The sequence below is a fragment of the Streptomyces sp. NPDC001941 genome, assembly GCF_040296945.1.
In the GTDB taxonomy this organism is placed as follows: Bacteria; Actinomycetota; Actinomycetes; order Streptomycetales; family Streptomycetaceae; genus Streptomyces.
In genome coordinates this window covers 1-13416 of sequence record NZ_JBEOYE010000113.1, presented here as the reverse complement: position 1 = coordinate 13416, position 13416 = coordinate 1, and the positions used below count along the sequence as shown (strand labels likewise).

Annotated in this window: 13 protein-coding genes; 5 read left to right on the top strand and 8 right to left on the bottom strand. The window is 73.9% G+C overall.

Features of this window, described 5'->3' with window-relative positions:
* Positions 1-6: 6 nt before the first annotated feature.
* Complete coding sequence (locus tag ABT160_RS40855) at positions 7-3420, top strand: S8 family peptidase (protein WP_351653891.1); 3414 nt, start codon at positions 7-9, stop codon at positions 3418-3420.
* Positions 3421-3594: 174 nt separating this feature from the next.
* On the opposite strand, the gene ABT160_RS40850 is transcribed toward ABT160_RS40855, so the two are convergent.
* The 4 genes from ABT160_RS40850 to ABT160_RS40835 form a co-directional block, all read right to left on the bottom strand.
* Entirely contained in the window at positions 3595-4260 is a 666-nt protein-coding gene (locus ABT160_RS40850; protein ID WP_351653890.1) for an HAD-IA family hydrolase, read from the bottom strand.
* A 109-nt stretch (positions 4261-4369) separates the two neighbouring features.
* On the bottom strand, positions 4370-5158 hold the full coding sequence (locus ABT160_RS40845; protein ID WP_351653888.1) for a class I SAM-dependent methyltransferase: 789 nt from the start codon (positions 5156-5158) through the stop codon (positions 4370-4372).
* A gap of 68 nt (positions 5159-5226) precedes the next feature.
* On the bottom strand, positions 5227-5577 hold the full coding sequence (locus ABT160_RS40840) for a PRC-barrel domain-containing protein (RefSeq protein ID WP_351653886.1): 351 nt from the start codon (positions 5575-5577) through the stop codon (positions 5227-5229).
* A gap of 152 nt (positions 5578-5729) precedes the next feature.
* Positions 5730-6425, bottom strand: coding sequence for a TetR/AcrR family transcriptional regulator (locus ABT160_RS40835; RefSeq protein WP_351653913.1), 696 nt, complete (start codon positions 6423-6425; stop codon positions 5730-5732).
* Positions 6426-6601: 176 nt separating this feature from the next.
* Here ABT160_RS40835 and ABT160_RS40830 point away from each other — a divergent pair, with 176 nt between their 5' ends.
* A complete protein-coding gene (locus ABT160_RS40830; protein ID WP_351653885.1) occupies positions 6602-8071 on the top strand; it encodes an MFS transporter in 1470 nt (489 codons plus the stop codon).
* 169 nt (positions 8072-8240) lie between these two features.
* On the opposite strand, the gene ABT160_RS40825 is transcribed toward ABT160_RS40830, so the two are convergent.
* From ABT160_RS40825 to ABT160_RS40815, 3 genes are all read right to left on the bottom strand, one after another.
* On the bottom strand, positions 8241-8582 hold the full coding sequence (locus ABT160_RS40825; RefSeq protein WP_351653883.1) for a VOC family protein: 342 nt from the start codon (positions 8580-8582) through the stop codon (positions 8241-8243).
* A 94-nt stretch (positions 8583-8676) separates the two neighbouring features.
* Positions 8677-9375 carry an alpha/beta fold hydrolase gene (locus tag ABT160_RS40820; protein WP_351653881.1) on the bottom strand — a complete coding sequence of 233 codons (699 nt, stop codon included), beginning with the start codon at positions 9373-9375 and terminating at the stop codon, positions 8677-8679.
* A 306-nt stretch (positions 9376-9681) separates the two neighbouring features.
* Positions 9682-9972, bottom strand: a complete 291-nt coding sequence (locus ABT160_RS40815) for a hypothetical protein (protein ID WP_351653879.1) — start codon at positions 9970-9972, stop codon at positions 9682-9684.
* A gap of 44 nt (positions 9973-10016) precedes the next feature.
* Here ABT160_RS40815 and ABT160_RS40810 point away from each other — a divergent pair, with 44 nt between their 5' ends.
* A complete protein-coding gene (locus ABT160_RS40810) occupies positions 10017-11222 on the top strand; it encodes a cupin domain-containing protein (RefSeq protein ID WP_351653877.1) in 1206 nt (401 codons plus the stop codon).
* The gene (locus tag ABT160_RS40805; RefSeq protein ID WP_351653875.1) at positions 11219-12157 is read left to right on the top strand and encodes a ferredoxin family protein; all 939 of its coding nucleotides are present in this window, start codon (positions 11219-11221) and stop codon (positions 12155-12157) included. The genes ABT160_RS40810 and ABT160_RS40805 overlap by 4 nt, the downstream gene beginning before the upstream one ends.
* 19 nt (positions 12158-12176) lie before the next feature.
* Here the strand turns inward: ABT160_RS40805 and ABT160_RS40800 are convergent, their stop codons facing one another.
* Entirely contained in the window at positions 12177-12455 is a 279-nt protein-coding gene (locus ABT160_RS40800) for a hypothetical protein (RefSeq protein ID WP_351653873.1), read from the bottom strand.
* A gap of 210 nt (positions 12456-12665) precedes the next feature.
* Here ABT160_RS40800 and ABT160_RS40795 point away from each other — a divergent pair, with 210 nt between their 5' ends.
* Positions 12666-13223, top strand: coding sequence for a GNAT family N-acetyltransferase (locus ABT160_RS40795; RefSeq protein ID WP_351653872.1), 558 nt, complete (start codon positions 12666-12668; stop codon positions 13221-13223).
* The last annotated feature ends 193 nt before the right edge of the window (positions 13224-13416 follow it).

The following is a 13416-nucleotide window of genomic DNA, read 5'->3' as shown; positions in this document are numbered from 1 at the left end:
ACGCACGTGTCCAGACTCATACGGAACGCCCGGCGCCACCGCGGGGGTCCGCCCCGCGCCCTGCTCGCCGTCACGGCGGCCGCCTCGGTGGTGGCCCTCGTCACCGGCACGGCAGGCCCCTCCGCGGCGGTCGGATCCGGCCCCTCGGCCGGAGCGCCGGCCCCCGGGGCCGAGCAGGGCCGCCGGGTCGCCCTCGTCACCGGCGACCAGGTGATCGTCGGAGCCGGGGACCGGGTGGTGCGCTTCGAGCCGGCCAAGGGCCGTGAGCACGTCCCCGTACAGCTCCAGCGCGTCGGGAAGCACACCCTGCTGGTACCCGCCGACGCACAGCACCTGATCTCCACCGGCAAGCTGGACCGCCGGCTGTTCGACCTCACCGAGCTGACGGACCCGCGCCTGCTCCGCAGCCAGCGCGACGGGCGGCTCGGGCTGATCGTGCGGTACGCCGGGGACGGTACCGGCAGCGCGAAGGCGGCGCTGCGCGCGGCCGGAGACACCCGCGTCCAGCGCACACTCACCTCCCTCAACGCCGACGTCGTCCGTACGTCGTCCGACGACACCGCCCGCGTGTGGGAGGCACTGACGGACCAGAAGCAGGGCGTACGGGCCGCGGCCTCCGGGATCGCGGCGGTCTGGCTCGACGGGGTCCGCCAGGCCTCGCTCGACGGCAGCACCAAGCAGATCGGCGCCGACAAGGCATGGGCGTCGGGGTACGACGGGACCGGCGTGAAGATCGCCGTCCTGGACACCGGCGTCGACGCGTCCCACGACGACCTCAGGACGCAGGTCGTCGCCGAGAAGAACTTCTCCACCGCCGCCGACGCCGTGGACCGCAACGGGCACGGCACGCACGTGGCGTCCACCGCGGCCGGCACCGGCGCCAAGTCGGGCGGGAAGTACAAGGGCGTCGCCCCGGGCGCCCGGATCCTCAGCGGCAAGGTCCTCGACGACGGCGGCACCGGCAGCGACTCGGCCATCATCGCGGGCATGGAGTGGGCCGCCGCCCAGGGCGCGGACGTGGTCAACCTCAGCCTCGGCAGCCGGGACACCCCGGGCGTCGACCCGATGGAGGAGGCGGTCAACCGGCTCTCCGCCCAGAAGGGCATCCTGTTCGCCATCGCGGCGGGCAACTCCGGCAAGGGCGGCGAGGGCACGCTCGGCTCGCCCGGCAGCGCGGAGGCCGCGCTGACCGTGGGCGCCGTCGACAAGGACGACCAGCTGGCGTACTTCTCCAGCATGGGCCCGCGCGCCGGTGACGGTGGCGTCAAGCCCGACGTGACCGCGCCCGGCGTCGCCATCACCGCGGCCGCCGCCGCGGGCAGCGCCCTCGACACCGAGCCCGGCGCCACGCACCCGGCCCCCGGCTACCTCCAGCTCGACGGCACCTCCATGGCGACCCCGCACGTCGCCGGCGCGGCCGCGATCCTCAAGCAGCGCCACCCCGACTGGACGTACGCGGAGCTCAAGGGCGCCCTCACCGCCTCGACCAAGGGCGGCGACGGCCTCACCGCCTTCCAGCAGGGCTCGGGCCGCGTCCAGGTCGACAAGGCGCTGTCCCAGACCGTGATCGCCGACCCGGTGTCCGTCGCCTTCGGCACCGTCGCCTGGCCGCACACCGACGACCGGCCGACCTCCAAGAAGATCCGCTACCGCAACCTCGGGACCAGCGACGTCACCCTGGACCTGGCCGTGTCCGGCCTCGACCCGCAGGGCGCGCCCGCCCCGGCCGGGTTCTTCACGCTCGGCGCCGACCGGGTCACCGTGCCCGCGGGCGGCACGGCTGAGGTCTCCCTGGCGGCCGACACCAAGCTCGGCGGCGAGACGTTCGGCACGTACTCCGCGTACGTCACCGCCAGCGGCGGCGGCCAGTCGGTCCGCACGGCCGCGGCCGTCGTCCGCGAGGGCGAGGCCTACGACCTCACGATCAGGACCCTGGACCGCGACGGCAGCGACGCCAAGCTCTTCACCAACTCCCTCAACGGCCTGACCGGGCCCGCCGAAGGCTTCCGCGCGGGCGTCGAGAACGAGCCGGGCACGCACGTGCTCCGGGTGCCCAGGGGCTCGTACGTCCTGAACACGGCCGTCTACCAGGACCCGAAGGACCTGACCAAGGGCGTCGACTGGATCTCCCAGCCCCGCCTCGACATCACCGGTGACACCGTCGTCACGCCCGACGCCCGCAGCGCCAAGCCGGTGGACATCACCGTGCCCGGCATCTCCAAGTCGGTCTTCGCCGGCGCCTACTTCCAGCGGGGCGAGGACGGGAACAGCGTCGGCAACGGCTGGGTGCTGCCCGGCGGGATGACCGGCTTCCGCACCGCCCACGTCGGGCCGGACGTCACCGCAGAACCGATGCGCCAGTCGTGGGACGCCCACTTCGTCAAGGACGCCGCCACCCAGTACTCGGTCGCCTTCGGCGGGCGGACCACCCGGCTCGCCACCGGCTACACCAACCACGTGAAGGCCGGCGAGCTGGCCACCGTCAAGATCGGCCTCGGCGCGTCCGCCCCCGGCAAGACCGCGTTCACCACCCCCTTCCCGCAGCTGCCCGACCTCGCGGGCATCGGCACCGGGTACAGCGCCCCGCAGGCCGCGCCCGGAACCCGCACCCTCCACCTCTCCACGGCCGACGGCGCCCAGTGGGTGCGGGAGTTCGAGCAGTGGGGCACGAACGAGGGCGGCGAGCACGTCTACGAGGCCTCCTACACCGGGGGCGCGCCCAAGGCGTACGCGGCGGGCAGGACCTACCAGGAGGCGTTCAACACCGGGGTCTTCGGCCCGCGGCTCGGGGCGGACGCGGGTGTCTTCCGCACGGCGCCCGACCCGGACACGGGTGAGCAGCAGATCGTCGGGGCGCTCCCGCTCTTCGCCGACGGCCAGGGGCACGACGGGTACGCGGTGACCTCGTCGGCCACCTCGACGCTCTACCGCGACGGCGTGAAGGTCGCCGAGAACCACGACCCGCTGACCGGTCAGGCGCCCTTCACCGTCGACGCCGCCGACGCGCTGTACCGGCTCACCACCACGGCCGAGCGCCCGGCCGCGACCGCCGGGGCCGCCACCCGCATCGACACGGACTTCACCTTCCGCTCCGGTCAGGTGGCGGACACCACGGCGCTGCCCGTCTCGACGGTCCGCTTCACGGCGCCCGTCGACCTCGCCTCGCGCGCCCCGGCCGGCCGGACCGCCGAGATCCCGTTGACGGTGCAGGGTTCGGCGGCCGGAAAGAACCTCACGTCACTGAAGGTGTCCGCGAGTTACGACGGCGGGAAGACCTGGCAGCTTCTCAAGGTGACCAACGGCAAGGTCGCCGTGAAGAACCCGGCCAAGGACAAGAGCGTCGCCCTGCGCGCCGAAGTCACGGACAAGCAGGGCAACGTGTCGAAGGTGACGGTCCACGACGCCTACTACGGGAAGTAGGAGCGTGGCTGTCGACTGACGCCCCGGACAAGGGGCCCGGCCTGAGGAAGGCCCCCTGAACGACGTGCGGGACAGCATCCCCCCAGAAGCTGTCCCGCACGTTGGTGTGCGTGTGGGGCCGGGGCGTGTTCGGGCCGGGGGCGGGGCGGTGGTTCACCGCACCCTGTCATCCGGTCAGTTGGTACGCACGGGCTCGGAGGCGACGAAGGCGAGGATGTCCCGCACCGCGTCGCGCAGGCTCGCGAAGTGGCGGTGGACGCCGTCGACCGCCTCCGGGGCGTTCACGCCCCACACCGTCATCCCGGCGGCCAGCCCGGAGCGCACGCCGGAGGGGGCGTCCTCGATGACCAGGCAGTCCTCCGGCGCGGCACCGAGCAGCGCGGCGGCCCGCAGGTACGGCACGGGCGAGGGCTTGCCCTCCGCCACGGCGGCCGCGCCCACGACGACCTCGGGGACCGGCAGGCCCGTCCGCGCGAACCGCCCGCGCACCCGGTGCCCGTAGTTGGAGGTCACCAGCGCCCAGGACCCGGGCCGCAGGGCGCCCAGCAGTTCGGGCGCGCCGTCGAAGGCCGCGTACGAGCCGGTACGGACGTCCTCGTCCTCGAGCGCGTGCAGCGCGGCCAGGCACTCCTCGGGGTCCCGGTCCGGCGCCACCAGCGCGAACGTCTCCACCGGCCGGGTCCGCAGCGCCACCCGGTGGACCTCGTCGGGGTCGAGTCCGTACCGCTCGGCCCAGGTGTGCCAGACCAGGCGCTGGTTCTCCACGGCGTCGATGAGCGTGCCGTCGACGTCGAACAGGACGTACCTCGCCGCACGGGGACGGCCGGGTTCAGTGATCACGCCCCGATCATGCCACCGGGCCCTGAGCAGGCACTTGGCGGGTCCGCCTGGTCCCTCCGGCGCCCGCGGGCCCGCCCGGCTCCCACGGCGTCGCGGGTCCGCCCGGTTCCTACGGCGCCCGCAGGACGAAGAACAGGAAGCACAGGAACCGCGGCTTGGCCGCGACGGCCTCGGGGAAGAGCTCACGGGCGGCCGGGCCGGGCTCCGGTTCGGCGATGACCTCGATCCGGAACCCCGCGCCGGTGAACGCCTCCGTCATCGCGTGCAGCGGCCTGTGCCACAGGCTCATCAGCGCGCTCCGGCCGCCCATGGTCCACTCGGCGGACCAGTTGGTGGTGTCGAAGTACGGGTACGCGTCCTCTCGACCGGCCTCGCGGTGCATCAGGTGGACGGCGAAGGGGTGGTCGACGGACACGATCAACCGGCCGCCGGGCTTCAGCACCCGTCGGAGCTCCGCCAGCGCCGGGCCCCAGTCCTCCAGGTAGTGCAGCACCAGGGACGAGACCACGTCGTCGAACGCGTCGTCGGGGTAGGGCAGCGGGCCGCCGAGGTCGGCGACCACCAGGTCGGCCCCCTCGCCGAGCCGCCGCCCGGCCAGGTCCAGCATTCCGGTGCTCGCGTCGAAACCGCTCACGACGGCGCCCCGGTCGCGCAGCGCCGCCAGCAGTGCCCCCGCACCGCACCCGGCGTCGAGCACCCGCCGGCCGGCCACCTCCCCGGCGAGGGCCAGCATCGCGGGCCGCTCGTAGTGGGCGTTGACGAGGTTGGTCTCGTTCTCGGAGGTGTACGCCTCGGCGAAGCTGTCGTAGTCGTTGGCCCGCGGCCGGTCCGCCGTCACGGCGGCCGACGCGGCGCGTCCGGCGGAACGGGGCTGTTCCTGGGGCTCGTTGGAAACCATGGTGCGGGAGACGACCACTGAGCCGGTCCGGTTCCCGGCCGGGGCGAGCCCCCGTCGGTGGGCGTAGGTCAGCGGCGCGCGAGGCGGCGGGTGGCGCCGGTGCCGTAGTCGATCTTGTAGTGGTCGAAGACCGCCTTCTCCTGTTCGGCCAGGAGCTCTCCGTCGGTGTCGATCGAGGGCGCGTCCTTCACCAACTGCTTGGGCCACGCGACCTTCAGGTAGGACGGGGAGACGGACGCGCCCGACAGCGGGACGAACGTGAGGCGCCTGCGGGTGGGCAGGCCGACCGTCACCGCCGCGAACGCGGGAGCATCCGAGGCCGTGTCGACGTAGATCGACTCGAGCGAGCCGATCTTGCTGCCCTCCACGTCGACGACGTCGTGGTCCCGCCAGTCCCGGATGTTCTCTGCCTCGAACATGACCCGTCCGTCTCCTTCGCCCGTCGGCTGCGCGCACGCGCTCGTGCGCTACGCCTTCCGGCTACCCGCGCTCGGACCACGTACGCGGGCACGTCCCACCACCTGTTACGCGACCCCGCGACGCCGGCGGCGGAAGCCTTGCGGGAGCGGGCTCAGGCGTCGGTCCCGGAAGCGGGAGCGGGGCCAGGAGCCGAGCCGGGGCCCAGGCCCGCCTGGATGCGCAGGCCCGTCAGGGTCAGTTCCAGCGCGGCCAGGAACTGGTCCTTGTCGTCGTGGCCGTCGAACTCGTCCACGATGTCGTGCAGGAACGGGAACGTCTCGGTGTCGAACCCCCGCCACGCCTCGGCGTAGCGTCCGAGGAACTCGTCGCGGCGCACCAGTCCGTCGACCACTTCCTCCGGCGGCTCCTGCCCCAGGTTGATCGCGCTGCCGACCACGACGCCCATGACGGCCGACACCGCGTGGAACCGCTGGCGCGGGGTGAGGGCGAGGCGCAGGGTGTGTCGGCCCATCTCCTCGTAGAGGTGCAGCGAGTTGCCCTCCACGGCGACGTCCCGCATGAAGCGGCTGCCCAGCCACGGGCGGTCCGCGATCGCGTCGAACAGCGTGACCGCCGTGGTGCGCAGGTCGTCGATCGGGTCGTCGCCGGGCTCCTGCGCGCGGACCGCCGTCAGCACGCCGCCGAGCACGTGGTCGATGGCGCGGTCGAGCAGTTCGTCCTTGCTCGCCACGTACCAGTAGATGCTGCCGACGCCGGTGCCGAGGCGGGTCGCGAGGGCGCGGAGCGTCAGCGCGGGCGCGCCCGCCTCGTCGAGCAGGGCCACGGCCGCGTTGAGCACGGCCTCGATGGAGTGCGAGGCGCGCCGGCGGCCGCCGGAGGGACGGTCCCCGGAAGGGCGCTGGGCCGACTGTGTGCGCGGGGGTGTCATGGCACCCATCCAATCACAATTTGTGCAAGCATCGAACGTCGTTCTAGTATGGAACGTCGTTCGATACTCGACGGCACGACGAAAGGAGGCCCGCCATGACCGGCAACGCCACCGCCACGGCCGGTGCGCCCGCGACCAAGCGCACCTACACGTCCCTGCGCGCGGCTTGGATCCCCCTGACCGCGCTCTGTCTGGCCTTCTTCGTGGAGATGGTCGACAACACGCTCCTGTCCATCGCACTGCCCACCATCGGCCGGGACCTCGGCAGCGGCACCACCGCGCTGCAGTGGGTCACCGGCGCGTACTCCCTGACCTTCGGCGGCCTGCTGCTGACCGCGGGATCGATGGCCGACCGGCTCGGCCGCCGCCGCGTGCTGCTGGTCGGACTCGCCGTGTTCGGCCTGCTGAGCCTGGCCGTCGTCGCGGTCACCAGCGCCGGACAGCTCATCGGCCTGCGCGCCGGCCTCGGCATCGCCGCGGCGGCGATGGCGCCCATCACCAACTCCCTGGTCTTCCGGCTCTTCGACGACCAGGCCCTGCGGATGCGCGCGATGACCCTGATGATCGTCGTCGGCATGTCGGGCTTCATCCTGGGCCCGCTGCTCGGCGGCACCGCCCTGGCCCACGTCCGCTGGCAGTGGCTGCTCCTGGTCAACGCCCCGATCGCCCTGATTGCGGCCATCGGCGTGCGCCTCGGCGTCCCGGCCGACCGGCCGGAGGACCTGACGAAGGACAAGCTCGACCTGCCCGGCGCCGTCCTGAGCATCACCACCATCGGCCTCGCCTGCTACGCGCTGACCAGCGGCGTCGAGCACGGCTGGCTCTCCGTGCCCACGCTCGGCTCCGTCCTCGGCGCCCTGGTGGCGGGCACCGCGTTCGTACGGCACGAGCGCCGCTCCGCCTCGCCCATGCTGGACCTGCGCCTGTTCTCCAACGGCACCGTCCGGGGCGCCGCCATCGCCCAGATCGGCACGTCCATCGCGATGGCCGCCGTGATGTTCGGGCTGATCCTGCACTTCCAGTACGCCTACGGCTGGAGCCCCGTGCGCGCCGGCCTGGCGAACCTGCCCCTCATCGTCACCATGATCGCCGCGACCCCGCTCTCCGAGTGGCTCGCCGGACGGTTCGGCCACCGGATCGCCTGCCTGGTCGGCGCCGCCTGCCTGGCCGGTTCGCTGGCCGGTCTCGCCTGGGGCGTCTCGCACGGCTACCTGGCCATCGCCGTCTGCATGGTCGTGATGACCATCGGCCTGCGCACCGTCATGACGATCTGCGCCATCGCGCTCGTCGACGCCATGCCCAGCAACCGCACGTCGATCGGCACGGCGCTCAACGACACCGCCCAGGAGGTCGGCAGCAGCGTCGGCACCGCCGTCGTCGGCACCCTGATCGCCGCGTTGGTCACCACGCAGCTGCCCGCCGGCACCTGGAGCGACTCCCTCGTGGCGTCCTTCTTCCACGGCGAGCGGATCACCTACGCGGTGATCGCGGTGATCGTCGGCCTGATCGCGGCGGGCGGCGCGCTCACGCTCACCGACTCCCACTCCACGGAAGAGGCGCACTGAGGCCACTGAGGTCCACTGGGGCCGCTGGGGTTCACTTGAGGTCCGAGGACCGAGGACCGCGATGCCGCCGGGGGCGGATCCGAGACCTGCGTACGCGGGTCCGGGTCCGCCCCCGGCGCGTACGTACGTCCCGACCTCGGCGCGTACGCGCGTCCCGCACCCCGGGTGCTCAGCCCGGCACGCCGCCCAGGCTGATCTCGTTGCCGTCCGCGTCCCGGTAGATCATCTTGTTCACGCCCCCGTCGTACGTCTCGCGCATGGCGGGTTCGATGCCGCGCCGCGCGACCCCGGAGACCCGGTCGACGAGGTCGTCGACGAACAGCAGCACCAGGGCGTTCCCCGCGCGGGCCGCGTCCTCCACGACGTAGACGTACCGGTGCTCGGCGACCTCCCAGACCGCCTCGGTGTCGTTCGGCAGGAACGACGGAGGCTTCCCGAAGAACCGCTCGTACCAGAGGAGCGCGGCGGCGTAGTCGGAGACGGGAATGCCGGAGAAGAGGTCCAGAGCCATGTCGCCCTCCCTGGGGCAGCTGTGCGGTCGGTGCTGGCTTCGGCCGCGCGCACGCCCCACCACCTGCGCCCGCGCGCGCCTCGGGTGTGTCGGCTCAGTCGCGTCCCTCCGCTTCCTCCGCCGCCTCCGCGATGACGCGGGCGAGGTCCCGCGGGCGGGTGAGCATGGGCCAGTGGCCCGAGTCGAGGTCGACGTACGCCACGCGCGAGGCCCGGGCCAGGTCCGGGCAGTCGCCCGCGGACACCCACTCCTGCGCCTGCGCGGGCGTGAACTCGGGGCACACCACCACGACCGGCGCGTCGAACCGCCGCTCGTCGCGCAGGCGGACGACTCCCTTGGCGACGCCCTCCGGGACGGGTATCGCGGCGGCCTCGAAGCGGGCCCTGGCCTCCCGGTCCAGGTCGGCGGCGTCCGCGCCCTCGAACGGCTCCCAGCCCGGGAAGGGCACGACGCCGTCCTCCACCTCGAAGAAGTCGGCGTAGGCACGCCCGTCGGAGGCGGGGAAGCCGCCGACCAGGACGACCCCGGCCACCTTCCCCGGCCGTGCGTCGAGGGCCAGCCAGGCCAGCGTCACCGCCGCGGAGTGGCCCACCACCAGGGGCTTCCCCGACGCCGCGTCGACAGCGGCGAGCACCGCGGCGACCTGGTCGTCCAGCGTGGCGCCGGACGCCCCGTCGCCCTGGCCGGGGAGGGTGAGCGCCACGGGCCGGTGGCCCAGCGCCCGCAGTGCGGGCACCACGTCGTCCCAGGCCGAACCGTCGAGCCAGAGGCCTGGGATGAGCACGATGTCCACGGTCGCTCCTGAGGGACGCGGCGGAAGGGTCCGGACACACCACGCTAGCGGCGGGGTCTGACAACGAGGCTTCCCCGCAGGCGACCCGGGCCGCCGCAGTCCCGCGGCACTCCCGCCGCCACGCGGTCGTCGACGCGTACCCCTCTCCACCGTCACCCCCGTCGGCTCTGCGGGCCACCAGCGCACCGGCGCGTACGGCCGTTTGAGTGAGCCGATCTGGTCAACCCGTCGGGTGAGCGCGGACCCGCGGGCCTCCGGTTGCGGGCGTCATGCCCGTGGGCGAACTTGATCGAGGCACGTTCGACCTCAGGAGGAACGATGACCGAACACGACCCCAACCAGCACGAAGGCCCTGCCGACGGCGGAGCCGCGGGCACGCCGGGCGTTCACGACGGCGGAGCCGACGGCGGCGCGGAAGGCCCCGCTGACGGCGGAGCCGCGGGCACCCCCGGCGTTCACGACGGCGGAGCCGACGGCGGCGCGGAAGGCCCCGCTGACGGCGGAGCCGCGGGCACGCCGGGCGTACACGACGGCGGAGCCGACGGCGGCGCGGAAGGCCCCGCTGACGGCGGAGCCGCAGGCACCCCCGGCGTACACGACGGCGGAGCCGACGGCGGCGCGGACGAGTCCGGCAGCGGCGTTTGAGCGGCACGTCCGACACCCTCCAGGACGCCACCGCCCGTCGGGGCGGTGGCGTCCTGGAGGCGCGCCTGATCGGCGTGGACCGGGACGCGTTCGCCCGGGACGTGTGGGCCCGGGAGCCGCTGCTGACCCGGGCGGCGAGCGACTTCGCCGACGTGTTCTCGGCGGCTGCCGTCGACGAGCTCGTCTCCCGCCGCGGCCTGCGCACCCCGTTCCTGCGGGTAGCCAAGAACGGCGCGACGCTGCCCGAGGGGTCCTTCACCTCCCCCGGCGGAGTCGGCGCCACGATCGCCGACCAGCTCGACGACACCAAGCTCTGGCGTGCCTTCGAGGACGGCGCCACCCTGGTCCTCCAGGCCCTCCAGCGCACCTGGGAACCGGTCGCGGACCTCGTCTCCGCGCTCTCGGCCGAACTGGGCCACCCGGTGCAGGCCAACGCCTACGTCACTCCCCCGCAGAACCGCGGCTTCGACCACCACTACGACGTGCACGACGTCTTCGTGCTCCAGGTGTCCGGCACCAAGCGCTGGATCATCCACGAGCCGGTGCGCACCGATCCGCTGCGGGACGAACCCTGGACGGACCGCCGCCCGGAGGTGGCGGAAGCGGCGGAGGGCGGCGCCCGTCTCGACGCGGTGCTCGGGCCCGGCGACGTCCTCTACCTGCCGCGCGGCTGGCTGCACGCCGCCGAGGCCCAGGGCGAGGTGTCGATCCACCTGACGCTGGGGGTGCACGCGTGGACCCGTCACGCCCTGGCCGAGCAACTGCTGCGCGCCGCACTGGAAGAGCTGCGGGACGACCCGTGGATGCGCGGGTCGCTGCCCCTGGGCACGGAAGGACCCGACGGTGAACTCGCCTTCGTACGGGAGCGCCTGGCCGAGGCGCTCGCCACGGCCGACCCCGCACCGCTGTTCCACCGCGCCCGTCGCGGACAGGCCAGACCCGCGCCCCTGGGGCCGCTGGCCCAGCTCGCCGCCGTCCAACGGCTGGCCCCCGGTGCGGCGGTCAGGCTGCGCGGGGCACTCGGGGCGCGCCTGACGGGTGCGCGGCTGGCCACCCGCGTGGGCTGGCTCGACTTCTCCGAGGGTGAGCTGCCGTCGGTGCGACGGCTGCTCGACGGAGGGGTGCACACCGCCGGCGACCTGGGACTCGCACTCGTCGAGCGGCTGTTGCGCGCCGGAGTCCTGGTACCGGTCGCGTCATGACCGGGGCCCGGGGGGAGGCGGCGGCCGGACGCTTCCTCTGCGCCGACGCCGCACGCGCGCGCGTGGACCCGCTCGCGGGCACGGCACCGTACGGCTCCGTCTGGATCCTCGTGGAGTACCGCGGCGGCTGGCCCTCCAACGGCTTCGACGGGCTCGACCTGCACCCCGAGGTCAAGGCCCGCGTCTTCTCGGCCGCGCAACGGCTGCGCGCCCGCATCCTGCTGGTCAGACGGCACGGAAGGACCCCCGCGGGGCGACCGCGCCGATGGGCCGTGCTGCGGTACGCGAGCGGGGGCGACCAGCGCCAGCACTGGGGCACCTGGGAGCGCGACGAGGAACTGTCCGGCATCGTCGACGCGCTGGAGGCGCCCGGGGAGCCGGGCGGTCCGCCGGTCGTCCTGGTGTGCGCGCACGGCACGCACGACACCTGCTGCGCCCTGCGCGGCCGCCCGGTGGGCCGGGCGCTCAGCGAGCGCTGGCCGGACGCGGTCTGGGAGTGCTCGCACGTGGGCGGTGACCGGTTCGCGGCCAACGTGGTGGTGCTGCCCGACGGGGTCTACTACGGCAACCTCGACGCGGAGGCGTCGGTGCGCGTGGTCGGGGAGCACCTGGCGGACCGCGTCCACGCCGACCACCTGCGCGGGTACACCGACCTCTTCCCGCCCCAGCAGGCGGCGCTGGCCGCCGTGCTCCGGCACGCCGGTCCGGCGGGACGGCACGCGTACGACGTCGTGACGACCCTGCGCGACGACGGCGGCTGGTGGGTGCGCGTCGCGGCCAGGCCGACGGGGGCGCCGTCCTACGACGTACGCGTACGGTCGCACCGCACGGCACCCCACCGGCTCACCTGCCGCGGGGAGTCGGCGAGTTCGGCCGTGGTGTACGAGGCGGTCACGCTGCGCACCGCCGGCACGGGTCCGGACGGCCTTCCGTAGAAGGCCCGCCCCCGGTCCCTCAGTTCCGCTCGCCCCGCCGGTTCAGCACCAGGCGGGCCAGGAACCAGACGCCCGCGGTCACGGCGCCCAGGCACAGGCCAATCGCTCCGAGGACGGCGGCGGGCTGCCCGGACTCGCCCGCCGACGTGTCGGCGGTGAACCCGCCGACCACCAGCAGCACGGACGCGGCGACGATCAGGGCGCCGAAGCCGCCGAGCGCGCGCAGCGCGACGAGGTCGCGGCGGCGGATCGTGACGGACGGGACGGTGACGGACGGGACGGTCTCGGGCGTGTGCATGGTCTGCTCCTCGATGCGGAACGCGGAAGGCGGAAGGGGGACTCTGAAAGGGACGCTTCCATCGTCACGGTCGCGAGCCGGGGGAACATCACCCTGGGAGGCGATCGCGCGCTCTGCCGAAGGTGCACCACGGGTGGCGACGGCCTGTGCCGGGCGGCGGAGGCGGCACAGGCCGTGGTGGGGAGTGGCCCGCGCGGGCACGTGATAGTCATGGCGTTCATGCGGCGGCCCCGAGGACTCATCGACTGCGGCGATCTGGTACTGCGGCGCTGGCGGCCGCAACAGGACCACCCCGCCGCCCACGCGCTGATCGAGGAGTCCCTGGAGCACCTGCGGCCCTGGGAGGCGTGGGTCGCCGCGCACAGCGCCGAGCACACCCGCCGCTTCCTCGACCACGCCGAGTCCGCCTGGGCCAGGGGCTCGGCCTACAACTACGGCATCGTGCGGGGCGGCGCCCTCGTCGGCATGTGCCAGAGCTACCGGGTGGAGCGGCCCGACACCACGCGCATCGGCTACTGGCTGCACCCGGCGGCCACCGGCCGGGGCATCGCCACCAGGGCCGCGGCGGCCGTCGCCGACGAGATGTTCGCACTGCCCGGGATGGAGTACGTCGAGATCGCGCACGACCTCGCCAACCTCGCCAGCGCCGCGGTCCCGCGCCGACTGGGGTTCAGCGAGGTCGGGCACGAGCGGGCGACCCCGCCCCTGGCTCCCTCGGGAACGGGCGTCGAGGTGATCTGGCGGCTGCCCCGCCCGGCCCCCGGGTGACCGGCGTCCGGATCGCGGACCCGGCCTGCCCGTCGTCCTGCCTGGTCAGCACCGTAACGGAACTCCCTTGGCAAGATCCGTGCACGATGAAAGTGTGACGGGCATGAAGATCCTTGTTATCGGTGGAACCGTGTTCCTGGGCCGGGCGGTCGTCGACGAAGCGCTGCGGCGCGGGCACGAGGTCACGCTGTTC